The following is a 22,005-nucleotide window of genomic DNA, read 5'->3' on the forward strand; positions in this document are numbered from 1 at the left end:
GGTATATGGTAGGTTACTGGCTATTCGCCAGGATTGTTGATTTGTTTCAGATTCAATACTGGCGGTCCGGTGATCACCTGCCCTTTCAGATCATAGCGGCCTCCATGACACGGACAATCCCAGCTTTTTTCCACCGGATTGAACTTTACAATACAGCCCGCGTGGGTACACGTTGGACTTAAAGCTGTGATCTGCCCCTGAGGATCTTTATACACCGCAATCTTCTGACCTTTATATTCGACCACCTCACCGCTGTCTGGTGCCAGCTCAGCAAAGCTTTGCATGTCCTCAGTGCCTAGCCGGTCGGCAACAAAGTGGTAAGCCACGTCAGCATTTTCTGCAACGAAGTCCTTGAAGCCGGCAACGGGTTTTATCCTGGATGGACTGAACAGCTTCTGATATTCGTCTTCTTTTCCAAGAATAGCATCACGAAGTACCTTGCCGGTGATGGTACCCAGGATCATACCATTGCCGCTAAAACCGGTAGCCACGAAGGTATGATCATCAAAACCAGGCATTTTACCGATGAAAGGCAGTCCGTCAGCAGGAACGTAATACTGGGCCGACCAACGATAATCAATGCTGTCGACGTACCAATATTTCCTGGCATATTCCTCTAAGGCCTGAAAAGCAGCCTCAGGATCATCATGACCGGTTTTGTGGTCTTCACCACCTAAAATTAAATAGGGTTGCCCATCAATCGTGTGGGTACGGATGTAATGGTATGGATCCTTCATGTCATAGGCCATGTTCTTCGGATAATCGCCATTTGTAAGTTTAATACCCAGCACATAACTGCGGTATGGGAAGCACTCCACATCAAATACCGTTAATCCTGGCGGCATATGAGTAGTATATACTAGATTGTGTCCTTTGATTTCAAAGCGGTCTGTATGAGCGACCTGAAGGGCATCCGAGGTTGTTGTTTTACGAACAAAGGCATTTTCCACGATGGTGCCACCAAGTTTTTGAAAGGCTGCCGCCAATCCCATGCAGTACTTCATCGGGTGAAATTCAGCCTGATCGTTGAACACCACAGCGAATTCAAATGGTACCGGAATACCATTGTCGCGGATTTCAACCGCCTCAACTCCTGCTTTCCGCGATGCTTCAAGCAAGCTGAGCAGCGACTTTGTCTCCGCTTCGGTTTCTGAATAGATGATGCCGTCTTTAAAGGTAAAATCACAATCGATCTGGTACCTTTCGACAAGCTCCTGAATAAGGGAAATGGATTCCTTGGTTGCATTTGCCAGGGTTCTGGCACCATCTTCCCCAAAATCCTGGGCCACCTGATCGTAGGAGGTATCCAGAAAGGTATTCAAGTGCGCAGTTGTTGCACCCGTAGTACCAAAACCTATATTATGGCCTTCCAGGATAATGCAGTTTTTACCCTGCTCCTGCAGCAGCAATGCCGTAGTAAGCCCGGCAATGCCGGCACCAACAATCACGACATCATATATCGTTCCTGAATAGACAACATCTTGCTGCTGGTCCAGACCTGGCTGCTGTTGCCATAGACTTACTGTTTTACTATCCCTTGGATGGAGGTTCGAGTTATTCATAAGTACAATTGGAGGTTTAAAAGGAAACGCCCTGGCCTCGGGAATTGTTTACTTTTGCAAGGTGTTTATCAGAAACTTATTCTTTTATAGCGGAATTGCGCTTGCAATTACCACCGGATTTCAAGCTACAAACAATACGCCTGTCAACAAGACGGAAGTCTTAAAGCCTGCAGCATCGAACAAAATGGCCGATCTTATCGGTGAAGATTTTGAATCGGGAATAAAGGGCAGCTATAGTAATGCAGATCTGGATCTAAATACAGGCAGCTGGAATCTGAATAATGCCTTGATTGGAAGTTCTGCTGCAGACCTGAAGAACGGTCTGCGCAGCATTCGCATGAAAACAGGTAGCATCGGCATGAACTTCGACCTGGAAAACATCCATCAGATCTACATATCCCATGGCCTTTATGGCCAGGATCCCACATCAACATGGAAGCTGATGGTATCGCTCGATGGCGGTAAACACTACAGTCAGGTCGGAAATTCCATCCAGGAGAAAAACCGGGCACTGGTGACGGACACCTTCAGCTTAAAACCGTTTTATAAAATGCGGATTCGGATTGAAAATACTGGGTCTAGTGCCGCTGCGCGGATCAACATCGATGACATCATCTTCGTCCAAACAACCCAGGCCAGCCGCCAAACTACTGTAAACAGCGATTCGCTTATCCCATCAGGTGCCGGTCAGCAGCAAGGCCCGGGCTTCCAAGCAAACACAAGCAGCCTCTCAGGAAAGGCCAGGGGACTAATTTACGATGATGATATACAGCCGGAGAGGGGTGATGACAGCAATATGTTGTTCGGGAATCCATCGAAAGCCTCCTCCACCACACCCGAAAACTATTTTCTCGATCTTAAATATTACACGCAGTCCTACAGCCGAAGTAGGGCCATCCCCAATTGGGTGAGCTGGCACCTGGACGCAAGCAGCACGACGAAGGTTGCGGAACGTATGAACAACTTTGCAGGCTTCAGCGATCTTCCCCCGGACTTCTACATGGCCAGCAGCAGCAGTTATACCGGTTCGGGTTTCGACAGGGGTCATAATTGTCCTTCTGCAGACCGGAGCAGCTCCCCTGCCGCAAACAGCGCGACCTTCCTGATGACGAATATGGTACCACAGGCACCAAAGAACAATCAGCGCACCTGGGCGAATTTTGAGGCTTACCTGCGGAGCCTGGTCGATCTTGACAACGAAATCTACATCATCATGGGTAACTACGGTACTGGTGGTATTGGCAGCAAAGGGCCGGCAAAGACAATCGCCAATGGTAACATCGCCGTGCCAGCCAATTTGTGGAAGGTCGCCGTGGTATTATCCAAGGGCAACCGGGACCTTTCCCGTGTAAACGCCAGCACCAGGGTGATCGCCATCAGTACCGCCAACGTGAACGCTGTAGATGCCGACTGGCGCAAGTACCTGGTAACCGTGAATGACATAGAAGCAGCCACCGGGTACGACCTGCTTTCTGCATTGCCCGAGCGCCTGCAGACCATTCTGGAACAGCGGAAAGATAGCGGTTACTGAAGGTATCGTCGCTTAGGCATCAAATTATGATTAGAGCCCATTTTTATTAAATTTGCTTCATTCACAAATATTAAGATCGATTAATATGACATATCAAGAAAAACTAAGCGAGATCCGCAATCAAATGAAAGCAGATCAGGTCGAAGCTTATATCATTCCTTCCGCAGATCCTCATATCTCAGAATACCTACCTAAATATTACAAGTGTATTCCTTTTGTCTCCGGCTTCAGAGGCTCGGCGGGCACATTGGTGATTACACATGACTTTGCCGGACTTTGGACCGACTTCCGGTACTTTGAACAGGCAACAGAACAACTTGCAGGGAGCGGATTTGAGCTGGTGAAACAGAAACTACAGCATGCCCCCGAATATATCCAGTGGCTTGCAGATAAACTAGCTAAGGGTGCTAAGGTTGCTGCTGATGAAAAACTGGTATCCGTAGGATTGGGTGAACTGATCAGTGATAAACTTGGGCTAAAAGGTATTACTTTGGTTGACCGTGACTACCTGAGCCCGATCTGGAACGATCGTCCCGCACTTCCTTCAGAAGCCGCATTCCTGATTGATGAGCAGCATATCGGACAATCTGTAGGCTCAAAAATAACTGCGGTTCGGGCGGTGCTTGCTGCAAGTGATGCAGACTATCATCTGATCTCTTCGCTGGATGATCTGGCCTGGTTGTTTAACATCCGCGGTAAGGATGTCAGCTATAATCCGGTGGTCTTGAGTTTCGCATTGATCAGTCAGGATCATGCCAAGTTATACATGGATGAGCATAAACTTACCGAAGAAGAAAAGCTCGCCTTGCTAAAAAATGGTGTGGAAGTTTGCCCTTACGCAGAAATCGAATCTGCACTGGCTAAACTACCTGAAAACAGCTCCATTTTTATCGACCCAAAAAGAAACTGCTATGCATACCTGAAGTTGATCCCTAAATCGGTCAGGATCATAAAAGACACCAACCCCTCCACAAATCTGAAAGCGGTTAAGAACGATACAGAACTGGAGAACACACGCATCGCGATGACCAAGGACGGTGTTGCAATTACCCGTTTCCTGAAGTGGTTAGCTGAGCAGATCGGTAAGACCACCATCACGGAGCTTTCTGCTGCCGCCCAATTGAGAAAATACCGCGCAGAACAAGATGGTTTTGTCGGCGACAGCTTTAACACCATCAGTGCTTATGCTGCGCACGGTGCGCTACCACACTACTCTGCATCTGCGGAAAGTGATGTAGAGGTTAAAGCTCAGGGCTTGTTCCTCGTTGACTCAGGCGGCCAGTATTTCTATGGCACCACAGACATTACCCGTACCATTCCAATGGGACCCACAACTGACGAGGAAAAACGTGACTATACACTGGTTTTAAAAGGCATGATTGATGGTTGCAAGGTACGCTTTCCGCAAGGCACCTGTGGCTATCAGATCGATGCAATTACCCGCAGGCCGCTTTGGGACCATGCCATCAACTACGGGCATGGAACAGGCCATGGCGTAGGTTACTTCCTGAACGTACATGAAGGTCCACAGGTGTTTAACCCAACACCTACCCCGGTAGCATTAGAGCCTGGCATGATCACTTCCGTAGAGCCTGGCGTTTATCGCCCTGGAAAACATGGTATCCGCATTGAAAATCTGGTAAATACAGTTGTAGCAGATCAGAATGAATTCAATGTGTGGTATGCTTTCGAATGCCTCACCATCGCTCCGATCAATACATCGATCGTACAGAGAGAACTGATGGAACAGCATCAGCTCGACTGGTTAAATGCTTACAATGCGCTTGTTTTTGATAGACTCAGTCCGCACCTGACTGCTGAAGAAGCTGAATGGCTAAAAGCAGAAACACAGGCCATTTAACCTGGTAGACTGATTTTACCCATTGCAACGGCGGGCTGGCCTTCAATATTGATCTCCGGCCCGCTGATGCATTCATTTGCAAGCAGTGCAAACAATACAGCTTCCTTCGCATCCGGATTCAAATCCAGTAATGCCGTACTTTCCAGCTTTTTCCCTAGTTGTGCTTCCAGATGCTGAATCAGCAAAGGATTATGCATGCCACCGCCACTTACATAAACCTTATACGCTATTCCGGCAGGAATCGTTGCCTTAAGCGCACGGACAATCCCGATTGCACTAAATTGGGCTAAGGTTGCTAGTACATCTGCCGCGGAGATCGGGGCCTGAGCACCTTCAGCTGCAACTACACGTTGCTCCTGGCTTTCAACTTCTTCAATGACTTGCTCCAGATGACTTAAACTGAATACTTCCGGGCCGGTAGTTTTAGGAAATTCGAGTTTGAAGAATGGCAGCTCCAAAAGACGTGTCAGGAGATCTACATGTACTTGCCCGCTTAACGCGATCTTAGCATCCTCATCATACTGCTTTCCTGGGAAGTGCTTTTGAACATATTGATCCATCAGCGTGTTTCCAGAACCGGTGTCCGTGGAAAAAACTTTGGGTAAGATACCTTCATTTTGCTGTTGCTGCAATGCAGGTAGCCAGGTGAAATTCGCGATGCCGCCGATGTTCAGCAACACCCGGTGTTCTTCAGCATCCGAAAATAGCAGATAGTCTCCATACAGCGCAAGTGGCGCTCCGGCTCCTCCTGCAGCAATGTGCTTCTGCCGGAAATCACTCAGGGTGATGATACCTGTTTTCACCGCAATATGGTCGCCATCACCAATCTGCAGCGTTGCATTGCCATAAGGCGCCAACTGATGCTGAAAAAACGGGGCATGGAAAATGGTTTGTCCATGGCTCGCAATCAAATCCACTTGCCCCGGACTGATCTTCCATTCTGCTAATGCCGCATTGATGAGATCCGCAAAGTAACAGCCCAGCCAGTCGTTTAACAGCGTTACAGCTTGAAGCTCCACCACCGGCTTAGAACTGATCGGCTTTAGCCTTGATTTAACCTCCTCCGGGTAGCTTACCGTTTTGAATTGCAGCAGTTCCACCTTTGTGCCAGGGCCACTGCCATGAAATTTACACAAGGCGATATCCAGCCCATCTAAAGAGGTACCCGACATCAGTCCGATAATCAGCCTTGATGGCGCGCTGGCAATTTTAAGAAGTCTGGAAAGATCTTTATGCATTTTCTGTTTAATTCCAACCGAGTATGGCTCCGTTTTACCTTGTGCTTGATTGCGTTCCTAGCTTGCAGTTCGCCCGATTAAAGCTCAACTACAATTTTCCGGTCGGGATAGTCAAGTTTACTGCTCTTGCGTTTCCCATAACCGCTGAAATGCATGATGTTTGATTGATCATCAAACTGGTCGTACAGCACACTATTGGTTGTTTCAATTTTTTTCAAGCCTTGCACCGGCTCAGATTCCAGGTAAACGATCGTTGCCTCGTTATCCTTTTCAAAGCCTAGATAAGTCAATGCAAGGGTTTTGGCGGGCGTCCTAAAGCCTATATTGGAAAGTACATATTTTTTCACCAGCACATCCATCGCTTTATGGCGGGCATCGGATGACAGGTCGGTCTTCGTATGGTATGCCTTAGCCAGCGCAAGCTCAAAGTCGTCGGTAAAGATCCTGCAGCTAACTTCAAGTGTATTCGTTTTAGGATTATAGTTGATATCTGTAGAACTTACATGAAAAGGGTGGAAACTTTCAGCACTAAGGTTTACCGGTACCAAGAACCCCAGGATTAGGTAACAAATTAATAGCAGTCGGGGCATTCTCTTTTGCATAATTGGAATCTTTTTTCGGTTTACAAAAAAACACTTTAAATTTAAACATTCCATAAAAAACAATAATGAAGAAACTCTACATCTCTTTGCTTATTGCCGGTGCCGCCTTTCAGGGCTTACGCGCACAGAACATCCAGAACAATCCTGGAAGTAACCATGGCAATAAGTTCGAACAATTGGGAACCATCCTGACTACACCGAATGAGCAGCGTACTGCCAGCGGTGCACCAGGCGTGAAGTACTGGCAACAACAGGCCGATTATGACATCAAGTGTACGCTTGACGAGAAAAATCTGATTCTTAAGGGTACAGGAACCGTAACCTACACCAACAACTCACCCGATGTGCTGACTTACATCTGGTTACAACTGGACGAAAACGAACATAGCACAACCAAAAACGCCGGTTATCAGTCCAGCAGCAAAATGCCTTCCATGTCTACCATCCAAATGGTAGATCGTGCAGCAGCAGAAGCTAAAGAAAACGGGTACGGCGTAAACGTCACCAACCTTACTGACGCTTCAGGCAAAAAATTAATCTACACAGTGAACAAAACCATGATGCGTGTTGAATTGCCAACACCACTTAAATCTGGTCAAAAATTCGTGTTTAACGTTGGCTGGGACTATAAAATTACCGACAGAATGGTTTTTGGCGGACGTGGTGGATATGAATTCTTCCCGGAAGATGGCAACTACCTGTTCACCATGGCACAATGGTATCCAAGATTATGCGTATACAGCGATTTCCAGGGCTGGCAAAACCACCAGTTCACTGGGCGTGGTGAATTTGCCCTTACTTTTGGTGATTTCAAGGTGCAGATCACTGTACCTGCGGATCACGTCGTTGGCGGAACCGGAGAGGTGATTAACTACAATGCCGTGTTAACCCCTGCACAGCTGAGCAGATACAAAAAAGCAACCACCGCAACAGAACCGGTTGAAATTGTAACACTTGCCGAAGCAAAAGCCGCTGAAGCTAAAAAAAGCACACAGACAAAAACCTGGGTTTTCCAGGCGCAGAATGTACGTGACTTCGCATGGACCTCATCCAGAAAATTCGTTTGGGATGCCATGGCACAACCTATCGAAGGTAAATCTGTGATGTGTATGAGCTTTTATGGTAAAGAAGCGTACGGCCTTTACCGTAAGTTCTCAACCAAAGCGGTTGCACATACCGTAAAAACATATTCACATTTTACCTTCCCTTACCCGTACCCTACTGCGCAAAGTGTTGAAGCTGCTAATGGTATGGAGTACCCAATGATCTGTTTCAACTACGGCCGCACCGAAAAGGATGGCACCTACAGCGAAACTTCTAAAAATGGCATGCTGGGTGTAATCATCCATGAAGTGGGCCATAACTTCTTCCCGATGATCGTGAACAGCGATGAGCGCCAGTGGACCTGGATGGATGAAGGTTTGAACTCTTTTCTGGAGTACTTAACCGAAGAACTTTGGGACAACAAATTCCCAAGCAAAAAAGGTCCTGCCTATACGATTGTAGACTACATGAAACTGCCGAAAGATCAGCTGGAGCCGGTAATGACCAACTCTGAAAACATTGTACGTTTCGGACCTAATGCTTACTCTAAACCGGCAACGGCCTTAAACATCCTTCGTGAGACCATTATGGGTCGCGAGTTGTTCGACTATGCTTTTAAAGAATACGCTAGAAGATGGGCTTTTAAACACCCTACACCTGCGGATCTATTCAGAACCATGGAAGATGCCAGCGGTGAAGACCTGGATTGGTTCTGGAGAGGCTGGTTCTACAGCACGGATGCCGTTGACATTGCGCTAGACTCCGTTAAAGTTGCGCGCCCGGACTTCAATGGTAAAATCCCTGCACCGAGAACCATTACGGCTAGAGTCGATAAGCCTGCAGTTAATGCCTTTGAAGACATCTCCAAGATTAGAAATCGCGAGGATAAAAGAATCGTATTCTACACCGACCAGGATAAAAATGCAAGAGACTTCTACTGGAGATATGCCCGCGGCATGGAAAAAGTAGATACCACTGCACAAAAGATGGAGTTTGGCAGACAGATCGAACAGCTTTCCTCCGCTGAACAGGCTAAGTATGCTGGTAAATACTTTTATGAAGTAAACTTCAGCAATAAAGGCGGATTGATCATGCCGGTTATTCTGGAATTTACTTACAAAGACGGTACTAAAAAGATCGACCGCATTCCTGCGCAGATCTGGCGCCATAACGAAAAAAATGGCTCTAAGTTCTATGTTGAAGACAAGGAAGTAGCTTCGATTAAACTAGACCCAATGCGCGAAACCGCTGATATTGACGAGTCGAACAACATCTGGGGTGGTGAAGCTAAACCTTCGAAATTCCAGTTGTTTAAACAAAGCGGTGCAACCGCTGCAAGAGGCCAGTCTATCGGCACAAATCCAATGCAAAAAGCAGTCAAATAGCTATTTGATTATAAACAAAAAGAGGGTGTCCAAATGATTTGGACACCCTCTTTTTGTTTATAGACGTTTTGTTATAGCGCGCTTGGCTCCTGGTTCGCAACAGATTGCTCCAACTGCGTATACCATTCTAAACCATATTTACGGATCAGTGGTCCTTTTAGAAATTGGTATACCGGAACCTGCAACTCCCTGCCGAAAGTACAGGCATCGCTGCAAATGCTCCACCGGTCATAGTTCAACACCTCGAATTCCGGATATTGCGTAATACGGATTGGATATAGGTGGCAGGAGATAGGCTTTGGCCAGTCCACCAAGCCTTGTTCATAGGCTTTCTCAATGGCGCACTTCGTGATGCCGTTTTCAAAGGTCACATAAGCGCATTCTTTGTTCCCATCCACACATGGTGTGGTCAGGTCCCCGTCCATATCCAGAACCGACGTTCCATACTCCTCTATGGCTGCAATACCCCGTGGTGCAAGCAGGTGTTTGATTTTAGGATAAATATCCTCCAGAATTGCCTTCTCTGCATGCTCCAGTGGTGCCCCGGCATCTCCTTCTACACAGCATATTCCCTTGCATTTATTCAAATTACACACGAAGCTTTCAGAGATCACATCTTCATGTACAAGAGTATTTTGTACTTCTATCATATTAATTGGTTTTGGCAAGCGGATATTTCAAACCCTCTGCCGATGAAATTTCCATGGTAACAGCGCCAACCAGAATCTCTACCTGCGCTTTTACAGGCACCCTGTTGCCATCATCTGTTATCCATAGGTATAGTTTACTATCTTTCCTGAAAATACGTCCTGGCTGAATAGAAGGACTGAATTTAAGGCATCTTATTTTTCCCAGATTGGTCTTGATCACTTCACGCCCTACAAACGCGATTTCCAGCTGACTGATCTCATCACCGAGAAAGTAGTTGAGCTTGAACTTGTCACCCACCTTCATCTTAGATATATCCAAACTTCTGGAGAAGTAGTAGGCAGATACAAGATCAAAGGTCTGATTGGTCGGCCCCGTAAAGGTTCCCCGATTGGAAACCACCTTTCGAGTCTTCTGGTTGAATCTGGCTTTATCCGTTCTCCGATACCCGCCCTCCCGGATGTTTTCCTGGTAGAAGTAAGGTGTCAACGTCTCACGGTCAATGTACGAGTCATAATGATCTCTGATCTTGTAGAACACATCAAAAGTTCCGGAAGTACGTCCATCAACAGAAAGTCTGTAAGTGGGCTTGTCTTCAAATTTCAGATCTGTGTTTAGCACCTTTAAGGTACCTTCAGCGGCGGTAATAAAACCGTACTTAAGTTTGTACTTCAAAACCTCGCCCGGTTGGAATACGGGTTCCGGTTTCACCGGCAACTCCTGTGCAAAAACATGGAGGCTAAACAAGCTTAGGGAAAGCAACAGCAGGAAATATCTCATCCGGGCGTTAAACAAAAAGCTTTCCAATTAATCCTTTCGCTTATAGATCGGCACCGTAGAGCATGGTTCCCCATACATGATGCTCTTGGCCACTTTACTCAACTGTCTGGTAATTTCTACATAAGCAAATACTGGAATATCAATGTCTGCACAGCCTTTTACCACAACACGTTCATTCGCAAAGGTGTTGAAATCAATCTTAGCAAGTGCTTTACTCAAAAGGATAGCCTCGAGCGTTTCCAGACTTCCGAAAACAAGCTCATTTACATACGGACTAAGTCGGTTAGACAGTAACATGTAAGCCCATGTTGGCACAATTGCATCGGCACTGCAGGTGATTGCAACGTTCTTCCCCGTGTATTGTGACCAGTCGTGGGTTTTAATAAACTCCCGGAAATCCTTCTCCCTTAAGATAAGTCCATGAAAAAGATTGTCCTTGATATCATAGACCACGCGCTCGGCCTGATCATAGTAAGCTTCCAGGTCTAAAGTGATTAAACCGCTGGATGCTACTTTGTTGACTATATTTTCCTGAATTTCCATTTTTTACGACATAAAAAAACCGGAAGAGAGATTCTTCCGGTTACAAAATTACGTAAAATAAGATTAATAGAATTTCACCCTATTGTCTTTTATCTTGATTTTGTCCTGAAGTGCCTGGAAGGCAGCGCCTAATGAGCGTTGCGCAACACCAAGGGACATGGTTTCTTTTTGTTTGTAAGTATTGGCTAACGGTGCCGGTTTACTGAAGCTCGTTGCTGCATAAACATACACACCACGTTCGCCATCAATCGGTCCGCCAACTTTGTTCACTGGCGTTCCAAAAACGGCACCAATAAGTTTATTTTCCTGCGCTGCACCTGGTAAGATCGGGTTTGCAAAAACCACATTCTGAACCGGTGTCACCGGCTTACCCAATTTCTGAGCAACCTGGTTGATGCTTGAAGCACCCTTTACCGCCGCATTCATTTTCTCTGTCAGCATTTTAGCTTTAACAGCAGTTATGACCGCTGGAGTAATGTCCTTTTTAACCGCTTCAAGTGGTAACAAGCCTTTCGGACGAATATCGGTAAGCTGTGCTACAACATAGGAGTCTTCCATCTGGAACACCTGATCAAGCACATCACCTTTAGAAGCATCGAACGCAGCCTTAATAATCGGACGTGGTGTATCAAGGCCTGGCGCATAACCCTGGCTTGCTGTAATTTTATCTGCTACAGCTACGGTATAACCATTTTTCTTTGCTTCCGCGGTAAAGTTCTTTTCATTCACGCCAGCAAGGAAGTTCGTTGCCTTCTTGTAGGCCGCCTCTTTAGTTTTGCTGCTAGGTGCAAGGTTCTTCTCGATATAAGCAAGCTTCACCACTTTAGATGAACCGATTTGTTTTTCAATTTTGATCAGGTGTACGCCAAATTGAGACTGTACAACTTTCAAATCTCCTGCTTGTCCATCGAATGCAGCATTTTCAAATTCCGGAACCATTTGGCCACGGCTGAAAGTACCAAGGTCTCCCCCTTTATCTTTAGAGCCATCAACGCTGTATTGCGAAGCAAGCTGTGCAAAATTTCCACCTTTCTGAACCAGGGTTTTTAGCGAGTCAGCAAGTTTCGTCGCAACGTCAACTCCACCCAATGTTGCCGGGTTTAACAGAATGTGACTTGCTTTTACCGAGTCCGGTGATAAACGGGCATTAACAACCTTAGCCAGTTTGTAAGAACCGTTCGTCAACACTGGACCGTAAATGCCACCTGCAGGCAATGCAAATACTGCAGAGTCTACTGCCGGATCAAGTCTGCCTTTGGTCAAATAGGTAAATGGAACTTTAACATCTGAATTCACAGCAGCAAACAAGGAATCGTTTTGGCTGGTCCTTAGATCCTGTGCCAGTTTCTCTACCTGCTTAGCAATGGCTAATGAATCCGCTTTTGTCGGACTAACATTAAACGAAACGTAGTTGAAGCTGCGGGTTTCAGCCGGGTTATCAAATAGTTTCTTGTTTTTAGCGTAATAATCATTGAAATCAGCATCTGTTGGCTTCACAGAAGCATCAGCGATACTAGCATAATCTAAGGATACGTAGCTGAAGTTTGCCAGTTTGTTCCTGTTGATATACTCTTCGTTTGCCTCAAGCGAGGTTACGTATACAGAGTTTTTAACCAGGTTAGCATATTTCTGCTGTAGGGCCTGTTTCTCTACCTCTGCTTCAAGCATATCCCACTGCGCTTTAAGCTCCGCATTTTTCTGCGCCTGCTTCAAAGAACCAATTACAGCAGCACGGTCTACCTGACCAGTTTGTGGATTGCCAAAATATTGTACAATTAGTGGGCTTGGTTTGCTGCCTTGATATAGATCAAACAACTCGTCGCCAGAAATTGAAAGTCCTAAACGGTTATATTCTTTGGATAAAACAATATTTGCAACCTCAGCATTCCAAACATTCTCCACTGCCATCGCTTGCATCTGCGGATTCGCAGCACCACCGTATTGTTGTCTGAACTGTGCTTCAGTTTGTTCTACTTTTCTTCCGAAATCGTCAATGCTGATATCTTCCCCATCTACGGTTCCAACGACTCTCTGAGATTCCGCCCAGAATGGCTTCCCTGCACTAAGCGCGTCACCTAATAAAAATGCAACAATTGCGAAACCGATGGCGCCAATCAAAATGTAGCCTGCACGATTACGCAAAAATGTCATTAAACCCATAATAATCTTTATTTACTTTTTTTAAGAGGGCGCAAGATACAACTTTTGCCAAAAAAAGAAAATATATAATCGTATTTGAATAAGTAATTAAAAATTAGCCTGATATCGCCCGGAAAAGGCGAATTTTATTGCGTCAGATCGCCTTTGATATAGGTCTCCCCGTAAGCGTTCTCAAACGCTACAGTACTGAAATCTTCGGGTGCCTGAAAGTTGATTGCGTTGATTACCGTACCGTCTGGTTTAGTAATGATTCCCTTGGGTGAGGTGAATTGCTTGTTGTTTTGATTCCATACCAACTCTTCGGTATTAAAAGTGAGATTGGCATTGATCACAACCACATTCTTACGGAAGATCGTGATCTGCTCGGTCTCCTTCATGATCGCATACTCCGAGGTGATGGTACCCTTGGATGCCTGAAGTTCATCGAAAAACTCGATTTTTACGCCTTTCGGCATCTCCTGGTAGTTACCGCCCGAATTTGGCGTCACCTTATCCAGAATGGGCGCAAAGCCCTTCGCTTTAACCTTTGCAGAATCGCTGTATATCACCTCGGCACCAAAGGTGCGATTTGCATTAAATGCCTCTTTTTGCAGCTTAACCGTCTCCACCTTTTTCAAGTCATCATCATTACATGCATGAAGCGACATCACGCTTATGCATGCAACCACAACAAGATGCAAACGACTGCTTTTCATTAGTCAAACTTGAAACGTTGGAACCAACGGTCATTCAGCGTAAATCCTAAATGGAAGTTTACAAAGTTCTCCTGAATCAATCCATTCGTCAAAGCTCCGCGTTTACCGATCTCCGTAGTAAAGTTGATCTTATAAAAAGACCTTCTTGATGGTGACGGGGCTAAAGGAAAACCAAAACCTAAGCTTATCGCAGACTGCTTAATATCCTGGTTGTTCAGCTGTACGTAAGTCTTGTCATAACTGAAACCCAGGCGATAATCTACCCTGTTCCAGTAACTGCCGATCGAGGTAATGTCCGGTGTGATCTGTCCACCAACGGAAAACCCGTAAGTGTCCTGCAACTGCTGATTGACGTCCCCTATGGAGAAGTCAGACCATTTACCCCGCCGGTAATCTGCACCGATTACCCAAACATTATACTTCTGCAGTGAAATACCGAAGTTATGCATCATCGGCAACTTCATCTTCGCATTAGGGCGCTGCATGTTCGATAAAGTATCCAAAGCTGTGTTCTCATCACCCGTAGTCGGATTTTTCAAATATTGAGTCGCTACGATAGAGCGCTTGGAATTGATATTCGAACCGGCAGATCCGGAATAACCTAGTGTGAAAGAGGTTTTGGTGTTAAATGGAATATTGTACTGTGCTCCGTAGCTAAAGGACATTCCACCTATGCTGTTCTTTGATTGTACCCTGGCATTAATCACGTTGGAATTCCCTTTTCCATCCGTTTGGTTCACCAATTCAGAGGATCCCGTCTGCATCAGATTACCAAAGATATATTCTGCGTTGGCACCCAGGCGGAAGTGTTCCCCGATTTGAAAACCGTAACCAAGATAAGCTTTGTTCAAGCCGCCTTCTCCAGAATAAAGATAGTCGATCTGCTCAGAGGTTGTCCCACCTGGTGAGGTCAGGGTGGCGCGGTTAGAAAACTCGTAGCCAAGTTCCGTATATGGTAATACACCGACACTCAATGCCGATCCACGACTTACCGGGAAAGCCAGTGTAACGTGATTTAATGAACCATTGAAGCTCCGCTCAGTCGCATCACCTTTTTTAAGGTTCATGATGGTACCACTGGCGCCGATATCAGCCGTTGTCAGCGAAATACCCGCATAGGAAGCCGGATTTTGCATGTTGATATTGCTGTAGCCTGTAGGGCTGAATATCGCTGTAGAAATACCGCCCATGGCCCGGTATTGCGGCAGCACCAAGGGTTTTATATTCCCGAGTCCATATCTCGAATAAGGAGACTGTGTAGTAACTTGGGCTTTTGCCGCCGTGCCGAAAAGCAGTGCCAATACAGCTGCGGTATAATTTATCTTTTTAAACATATTCAAATGCAATGACTTCATTTAATCCTTTAAGTACCAGGTAGGGATCATGAATGATCTGCGCCGCAAAGATGCTGTTTTTAAACTGCCCCAGCAAGAACCTCGCATCACCACCCGTTACCATGATTTTCAACGTATTGTTGTCTTTATATCTTTGATTTATAAATCCTTCCAGTTCACTCTTCAGCCCCTGCAATACACCTGAGATGATCGCAGTTTGGGTGTCCGTTCCGGCAGGGATGACCTCGCCCCTGTCCCATTGTATCAGCGGCAACTTTCCGGTATAATGCGCCAGGGCATTGAACCGCATCTGAATGCCTAAGCTGATGCTTCCGCCATCATAGCTTCCGGCAGCAGACAAGTAATCATAAGTGATACAAGTACCCATGTCTATGATCAGGCATGCTTGCGCCGAATATAGCTGATGTACAGCGAGCAATTTTGCCCACCTGTCTAATCCAAGAGTAGCCGGCGATTTATAGTTATTCTGAATTCCGGTATTCTTTTCAACAGAAAACGGAATATATCGGGTATTCGCTTGCAAAAAGGACACCAGGGCATCCTGCGAATGGTTTACATTAGAAAGAATAGTATTTTCAATCTGGTAATCTGAAATCAGCTGACGCAGTCGTGCTTCATCAATGCGCGGTACAGCCTCATGAAAAACAATTGTCCCACTGTCAAATACAGCAACCTTACTGTTTGTATTACCGATATCTATTGCAAGATTACGCATTCACCATTCCAAGAATGGATTCAAATATAATTAAGCCATCCTGATTGTCTAATATAGGGTCCGCAGCGCGCTCCGGATGTGGCATCAAGCCAAAAACATTACGACCTGCATTACAAACCCCGGCAATATTACCGATAGAACCATTTAAGTTAGATTCGGTGCTCATATCGCCATTCGCATCACAGTATCTAAACAAAACGCTATCGGTGTCATTCAGCATTTTTATGGTGTCCTCGTGTGCAAAATACTGCCCCTCACCATGTGCAACAGGAATCTTCAACAACTTATCCGGATTTGCCAGTCTGGTCAGCATGCTATTTGTCGTCGCAACTTTCAGGTAACTGTTTCTGCAGATAAATTTCCTGTTCTCGTTGTGCAATAAAGCACCTGGAACAAGATTGGCCTCTGCAAGAATTTGAAACCCATTGCAGATCCCCATAAGGTAACCACCATTATTTGCAAAGCGTACCACCTCCTGCATAATCGGAGAAAAGCGGGCAATCGCACCCGACCTCAGGTAGTCACCGAAAGAAAATCCACCTGGCAAAATGATAAAATCCGCACCTTGCAGATCATGATCTTTATGCCATAAACGAACAACTTCCTGACCAAGAATATGCTCTAAAACATATATTACGTCCTGATCACAATTGGAACCGGGGAAAACTACTACGCCAAATTTCATGATACAAAGCTATCAATCTTTAGCAAGTTTCAAGGGGTCAAATTGTTAAAAAAAGTTAAACGAACAAAAAGTACTGAATGGCTAAAACGAGGATCAGGAACAAACTTTCATAGAACCAGCGCTTGCTGGCATTTGCAAAATAGTAGGCCAGCAGTACTGCACCCGGCGGCACACAGAGCAGGAAATGGTACAGCCTGAAGTTCGGTTTGGTATAGAAACTCACGATCGCGCAGATGAACATAAAGAAAAGCATCTGAAAACCTTTTCTCGTACTGATGAAGCTTCGGAAAAAACTTTCACGCAACTGGATCATGGCCAATACCATCATGACACTTACCGGAACAAGCACCAGGTAATCATTATAATTGATCTTGAATGTTGCCGGAAACTTATTGGCTAAGGGCAACCAGATTTTATAAAACATGCTCAGGTTATCGTTCAGATAATAGAATACGCCCAGAAAAAAGAATATCGTAATGAATCCGACCAGGCCCGAAACCCACTCCCGCCAGCTGAAGGACCTGTACAAAAGCAGTGACAGCCATAACATCAACAACATCACGATGAAAGGAAAATAAACAAGCGTTCCCACCGCAATGATCATCCCGATATCGAACATGATCATGATCACGTTTTGCGCCTTGCCTAACTTGAGCAACTTATCCATCATCCAGATCAGAAGGAAATTGCAGATCAAAGTCGGGCTCAAAACCAAAAAGGGCATGAACAAACTCGCCCCGGTGATGTACAAGAGCGCAGGCAAATAGCTGGGCTTTGGAAGAAGTCCGTGATTGTTGATGATCACATTAAAGATGATCGCCTGGATGAATATGATCAGTCCTGCAGTTATAACATTGGTCGTTGGGCTGAAAGTACTCTGTAAGGGGATCTGGAGAAAGAACTTCGCATAAGGTTCCAGGAACTCAAAGCTTAATTGCTCCGGCATATCCAGCAAGATCACGATCCGCATAAAGAAAGTATATGCAAAAAGCAACAGTAAGTTTATCGGATTTGACGTTCTGAACTGATTAATCATGGACTGGGAAATTAAGCATATTATCTTGCAAACTGTTTTACCAACCTGTCAATCACCATTGCGGTTTCATCCGGGTAGTCCACTTGTACAGCGTGCCCCGATTGCACCCATTCTTTCAGCACCGGCAGCCAGTTCTTATTACTGCCCCAGATCACCGGAATACCGAATTGCTTTAAAGCAAAGGCATTACATTGCTGCTCATACTGAAACTTCATTGGTACAACAAGCAGCTTTTTACCCAGGAATAAGGCCTCTGCAGGACCTTCAAAGCCTCCGCCGGTAAGCAAGCCGCTGCAGGATGCAAGACTTGCATTATACTTCTCGTTATCGATCAGATGAACCTCAACATTTCTGCTCGTATAATCAAAGGTCGCATGTTTAGAAAACACCTGCCATTTTACCTCAGGCAGTTGATGAAGAATGGGAATGAGGAACTTATCATCGATCGCCGGCAGGTACACTGTATAGTGGCCATCGTCCGAAACCCTAAGGTTCCGGATCTGGGAACGGATAACCGGTGTGTTGATGAAGTGATCATATTTCTCAAAATGAAAACCAACATACTGCGTTGCCGGGGCATAGTACTTCAATACCAGTTGAGCCCAGTCAATACTCTTCGGTTTTGGCACATTCCTCGATTGAAAGGAAGCCTGATGACTTAAGCCAACACTCTCAAGCCCCTTTCTCTTGCAGGCCCAGGCCGTTACCGGCTCGAAGTCATTAATGATCAGGTTGTAATCTTCCAGCGGTAGTTTGTTCATATCACGGATAAACCGTGGCAGGTTCATACTGCGCCAGGTTTCATAGTGATTAACACCACCTTTCTTTCCAAAGATGAAGCTAAAGCCATGAAGCTCATATTTAACATTTTCGATCAGGCTTACATCTGCCTGTGTTCCGCTGATCAGCAGATCAAGCTCACCATACTGATGCAGCAAGGGTACGATCTCTCTCGCACGGCTGATATGGCCATTGCCTGTCCCTTGAATTGCATATAGTATCCTCATTAAATGTTAGAATTCCTTCAGCTTATGCCGCAGAAACCTTGCCTTTACGTTTTTCGGTGTAAACTGCGAAACCAAGAAATGCAATTAACAATAGGCTACCTGCTGCCGAAACCTTTTCACCCATGTAGTAAGAGCTTGGCTCAAACTTAAACTCCACAGTATGGTTGCCGGCTTCCAGCTGTGCTGCACGCAAGACATAGTCTGCCCGGAAATAAGGCTTTTTAACCTTGTCTACATACATGTTCCAGCCTTTATCATAGTAGATCTCCGAGAATACAGCAATGACATCATTCGGTGAACTGTAAGAATACACCAGATGGTCCGGATGATAGCTATCCAGTTTGATCATGGCAGTAGGTCCGCCAGCGCCAACCCTTTTCAGATCGATCATACCTTTGTATTGCTGATCAACAATAGCCTCACGTTTTGGATCAAAGCTGTTGATGGCCTTCATTTCTTCATCCGCATCTTTTGCAAATTCAACTTTTTGTACAAACCACGCATTTCCAGCGGCGGTATTGTTGCGGGACATCTTGTAAGAACCGGTCTGACGATCCTGGGTAATGATATATTTGGTGTTCAACATGTCCAGCACATCCTGGTTCACGCTCTTCGAGAACTGTTTATCTATAAGCTCCTGATACCGTTTTAGCTTTGCGGCATGATACCCCCCAACAGTCTTATGGAACTGTGAGGCACTTGCGTCCGAGAAAGTAGAGATCGTCAGGTCCATGACCCTGAAATTCGGGTCCTTATCTGCTAAAATGAACGTATCCACATCACGCGGCTGGAAATGATTCTGAAGGTCTATCTTGCTTGCGAAATTGTCTTTATTCAAATATCTTCTATCCACCTGCCACATATCGATCAGTACCAAAATCCCGAGCACGGCATATACAAACTGCATATTCATCTTTTTGGTGAAAAGTGCCCACAGCAATCCGTAAGCTAATGCAATAAACAACACGCTTCTTAAAGCATCTGCTCTAGCGATATCTACGCGATCAGACACCAGTGCATTTGCGATGTTCTGTGCCATACCCCGGTTGTTCTGCATAATTTGCGTCAGGGCATCCAGAATTTGCGGATGAGTGGCACTGGTAAAGCTAAATAGTGCCGTCGGCATAATGGCTACCAATAGTGCGAATCCGCCTGTAATTGCCGCAGCGATGCTCAGTTTTCTAACCAGCGCCTTTTGTTCCCATTTACCTTCCTGCGTATCACGCAAGGCCAGGAAAGCCAATATCGGCACCATTAAACCTACGATGGCAAGGATCGACTCTACAGCCCTGAACTTGTTATACAATGGGAAGTAGTCGAAGAAAATATCTGATACCAATGGAAAGTTTCTACCAAAGGACAGCAACATAAACAAAATGGTGGTGCCAAGAATCCACCATTTGATACGACTTTTTACAACCAGCAAGCCAAATACAAACAAGAAACATATGATCGCACCAAAGTAGTAAGGGCCAGAGGTACCAGGTTTTTCACCCCAGTACTGCTGCATGCCCAGTTGGCCGGCAAGTTGCTGGATTGCTGGTGTCGGATCACCGCCGGTGACTTCAGCCAGCGCTTTATAAAGGTGGCTTTCCGGTTTTACGAGTTCATCTATACTCGTTGCACCGCCATATAAGTTCGGGATCAGAAAAGTGAAACTCTCCCCTACACCCTGGCTCCAGCCATAAGCATATTCCTTTGATAATCCGTTTTTCTCTTCAGCCCGGTCGGTAGTCAGGTTTGACTTGCCACGGTTAGATTCTGCACCATACTCATAGGTCGTCCAAAGTGTTCCCGCGTTTACCATTAAGGCTACCACAGCACCTGCCGCTAAGTAACCAAGGCCTTTTCCGATCACAGCGATACGCTTTTCTTTTATTGCATGGTAAAGTTCTATGCCAACAAATATCAGTAAGGCAATCGCGAGATAATAGGTCATTTGGATGTGGTTGGCACGGATCTCCAGTGCCATGAACAAGGCGAACAAGCTGCCACCAAGCCAGTACCGGCCTCGCATGCTCAAGATCACACTGGCCAGAATTGGTGCGCAAAATGCTATTGCCAGGGCTTTATTGCTATGCCCTGCGGCGATAATGATAAAGTTGTAAGAGGTAAAAGCAAAAGCGATTGCACCTGCTGCAGCCAGGAAAGGATTAACCTTTAGGGTACAAAACAACAAATATGCACCTAACAGATAAAGCAATACTACGTCTACAGGGTCAGGAAGTACGGTTTTGATGAAATTGATACCATGAGAGGCAATGTTCATCGGGTACTGCACCCAGATTTGATATGCTGGCATACCACCGAACATCTGGTTGGTCCAAAGGGGGCCTTTGCCATCCTTTTCCTTGTAATCCATAATTTCCTTCTGCATGGCCTTAGCCTGTAAGACATCGCTTTGAGCTGGGCCTTTACCTGACAAAACAGGACTGAAGTACGCAAAACAGATGATTATGAAAAATGCAACGATGGCCAGATGTGTGCCATTCCTTTTAAACCATGTATTCATTAAAGGTTAGTTTAATTTAAATCTAACCCCAAAAATATAAAAAGGAAGGAAATAAGCGCCTAAATGAAGAATTATAAAATATTATTTCACTTCCTCATACTCCACGAAATCACCAAGTTTATCGGCATTTCCCTTCTTAGGCTGTGGTGGTACATAGTCAATATTGATCGAACCTTCAGGGGTCCTTCTTCTTTGCTGCTGCTGTTGCTGCCTTGGGTCGGCGGCAGTCTGCTGCATTTTGCTAAACATACTTTTTAGCACCAATGGAAAGATCAGCCTGATAAGTAATCTGATCAACCAAAGCACCATTATGGTGATAAATATAAATTTTATTAAACCCATGTTTTACAACTGATATTTACAAATATGACGGATTTGCCCTTTCATTATTACAGCAAGCTGAAATTTATTGCACAAGAATTACATACACAATAAGCACACCACTTTAATCTTCGTCCAATATTTCCGCTACCCGGCCAACCTGTCCATCTTCCAGTCTAACCTTTATTCCGCGGGAATGATAAGGTGCTGAGGTTAAAATGTTTGCAACAATGCCTTCGGTCAGATTACCGGTACGCTGATCCTTTTTCAATATGATATTTACCGCCAAGCCCGGGTAAATGTCCTTTCTGTTTCTTCCGTCCAT

At 45.4% G+C, this 22,005-nt stretch carries 19 protein-coding genes; 3 read left to right on the forward strand and 16 right to left on the reverse strand.

Translation table 11 applies throughout. The features are described from left to right. Positions 1 to 20 precede the first annotated feature (20 nt). Positions 21 to 1,562: an FAD-dependent oxidoreductase gene (locus AC5WJX_RS07045; protein WP_494483954.1), complete on the reverse strand. Its 1,542-nt coding sequence runs from the start codon at positions 1,560 to 1,562 to the stop codon at positions 21 to 23. A gap of 61 nt (positions 1,563 to 1,623) precedes the next feature. Between AC5WJX_RS07045 and AC5WJX_RS07050 the strand changes: the two genes are divergently transcribed. Together AC5WJX_RS07050 and AC5WJX_RS07055 are read left to right on the forward strand one after the other, a co-directional pair. Beyond that, complete coding sequence (locus tag AC5WJX_RS07050) at positions 1,624 to 3,093, forward strand: DNA/RNA non-specific endonuclease (protein WP_494483955.1); 1,470 nt, start codon at positions 1,624 to 1,626, stop codon at positions 3,091 to 3,093. Between the two features lie 85 nt (positions 3,094 to 3,178). Next, on the forward strand, positions 3,179 to 4,954 hold the full coding sequence (locus AC5WJX_RS07055; RefSeq protein WP_494483956.1) for an aminopeptidase P family protein: 1,776 nt from the start codon (positions 3,179 to 3,181) through the stop codon (positions 4,952 to 4,954). Here AC5WJX_RS07055 and AC5WJX_RS07060 read toward each other — a convergent pair. Together AC5WJX_RS07060 and AC5WJX_RS07065 are read right to left on the reverse strand one after the other, a co-directional pair. Next, on the reverse strand, positions 4,951 to 6,192 hold the full coding sequence (locus AC5WJX_RS07060; protein WP_494483957.1) for an anhydro-N-acetylmuramic acid kinase: 1,242 nt from the start codon (positions 6,190 to 6,192) through the stop codon (positions 4,951 to 4,953). The genes AC5WJX_RS07055 and AC5WJX_RS07060 overlap by 4 nt on opposite strands. Positions 6,193 to 6,269: 77 nt before the next feature. Then, positions 6,270 to 6,740 (reverse strand): DUF6702 family protein, encoded by a 471-nt coding sequence (locus tag AC5WJX_RS07065; protein ID WP_494483958.1) that lies wholly within the window; start codon positions 6,738 to 6,740, stop codon positions 6,270 to 6,272. 119 nt (positions 6,741 to 6,859) lie between these two features. Here AC5WJX_RS07065 and AC5WJX_RS07070 point away from each other — a divergent pair, with 119 nt between their 5' ends. Further along, a complete protein-coding gene (locus tag AC5WJX_RS07070; RefSeq protein ID WP_494483959.1) occupies positions 6,860 to 9,223 on the forward strand; it encodes a M1 family metallopeptidase in 2,364 nt (787 codons plus the stop codon). Positions 9,224 to 9,294: 71 nt separating this feature from the next. Here AC5WJX_RS07070 and AC5WJX_RS07075 read toward each other — a convergent pair whose 3' ends face one another. The 13 genes from AC5WJX_RS07075 to AC5WJX_RS07135 form a co-directional block, all read right to left on the reverse strand. Beyond that, a complete protein-coding gene (locus tag AC5WJX_RS07075) occupies positions 9,295 to 9,873 on the reverse strand; it encodes a DUF3109 family protein (protein ID WP_494483960.1) in 579 nt (192 codons plus the stop codon). A gap of 1 nt (position 9,874) precedes the next feature. Next, the gene (locus tag AC5WJX_RS07080; protein WP_494483961.1) at positions 9,875 to 10,651 is read right to left on the reverse strand and encodes a DUF3108 domain-containing protein; all 777 of its coding nucleotides are present in this window, start codon (positions 10,649 to 10,651) and stop codon (positions 9,875 to 9,877) included. Positions 10,652 to 10,678: 27 nt separating this feature from the next. Beyond that, positions 10,679 to 11,194 (reverse strand): DUF2480 family protein, encoded by a 516-nt coding sequence (locus AC5WJX_RS07085; RefSeq protein ID WP_440430816.1) that lies wholly within the window; start codon positions 11,192 to 11,194, stop codon positions 10,679 to 10,681. Between the two features lie 63 nt (positions 11,195 to 11,257). After that, positions 11,258 to 13,354, reverse strand: coding sequence for a peptidylprolyl isomerase (locus AC5WJX_RS07090; RefSeq protein WP_494483962.1), 2,097 nt, complete (start codon positions 13,352 to 13,354; stop codon positions 11,258 to 11,260). 125 nt (positions 13,355 to 13,479) lie between these two features. Beyond that, the gene (locus AC5WJX_RS07095) at positions 13,480 to 14,049 is read right to left on the reverse strand and encodes an LPS export ABC transporter periplasmic protein LptC (RefSeq protein ID WP_440430820.1); all 570 of its coding nucleotides are present in this window, start codon (positions 14,047 to 14,049) and stop codon (positions 13,480 to 13,482) included. Continuing rightward, entirely contained in the window at positions 14,049 to 15,383 is a 1,335-nt protein-coding gene (gene bamG, locus AC5WJX_RS07100) for a BamG family beta-barrel-assembly machinery protein (RefSeq protein ID WP_494483963.1), read from the reverse strand. The genes AC5WJX_RS07095 and bamG overlap by 1 nt, the downstream gene beginning before the upstream one ends. Further along, entirely contained in the window at positions 15,376 to 16,119 is a 744-nt protein-coding gene (locus AC5WJX_RS07105; protein WP_494483964.1) for a type III pantothenate kinase, read from the reverse strand. The genes bamG and AC5WJX_RS07105 overlap by 8 nt, the downstream gene beginning before the upstream one ends. After that, positions 16,112 to 16,804, reverse strand: coding sequence for a phosphoribosylformylglycinamidine synthase subunit PurQ (purQ, locus tag AC5WJX_RS07110; protein ID WP_440430826.1), 693 nt, complete (start codon positions 16,802 to 16,804; stop codon positions 16,112 to 16,114). Before purQ ends, AC5WJX_RS07105 begins: the two co-directional genes overlap by 8 nt. Before the next feature lie 55 nt (positions 16,805 to 16,859). Continuing rightward, positions 16,860 to 17,840, reverse strand: a complete 981-nt coding sequence (locus AC5WJX_RS07115) for a DUF6427 family protein (protein ID WP_494483965.1) — start codon at positions 17,838 to 17,840, stop codon at positions 16,860 to 16,862. 20 nt (positions 17,841 to 17,860) lie between these two features. Further along, a complete protein-coding gene (locus AC5WJX_RS07120; protein ID WP_494483966.1) occupies positions 17,861 to 18,847 on the reverse strand; it encodes a glycosyltransferase family protein in 987 nt (328 codons plus the stop codon). Positions 18,848 to 18,869: 22 nt separating this feature from the next. Next, positions 18,870 to 21,359 carry a hypothetical protein gene (locus tag AC5WJX_RS07125; RefSeq protein ID WP_494483967.1) on the reverse strand — a complete coding sequence of 830 codons (2,490 nt, stop codon included), beginning with the start codon at positions 21,357 to 21,359 and terminating at the stop codon, positions 18,870 to 18,872. 81 nt (positions 21,360 to 21,440) lie between these two features. Then, entirely contained in the window at positions 21,441 to 21,701 is a 261-nt protein-coding gene (locus tag AC5WJX_RS07130) for a DUF4834 family protein (protein ID WP_494483968.1), read from the reverse strand. A gap of 103 nt (positions 21,702 to 21,804) precedes the next feature. Beyond that, complete coding sequence (locus AC5WJX_RS07135; RefSeq protein WP_440430836.1) at positions 21,805 to 22,005, reverse strand: YwbE family protein; 201 nt, start codon at positions 22,003 to 22,005, stop codon at positions 21,805 to 21,807.

This window comes from Pedobacter sp. NEAU-ZC8 (assembly GCF_059278965.1).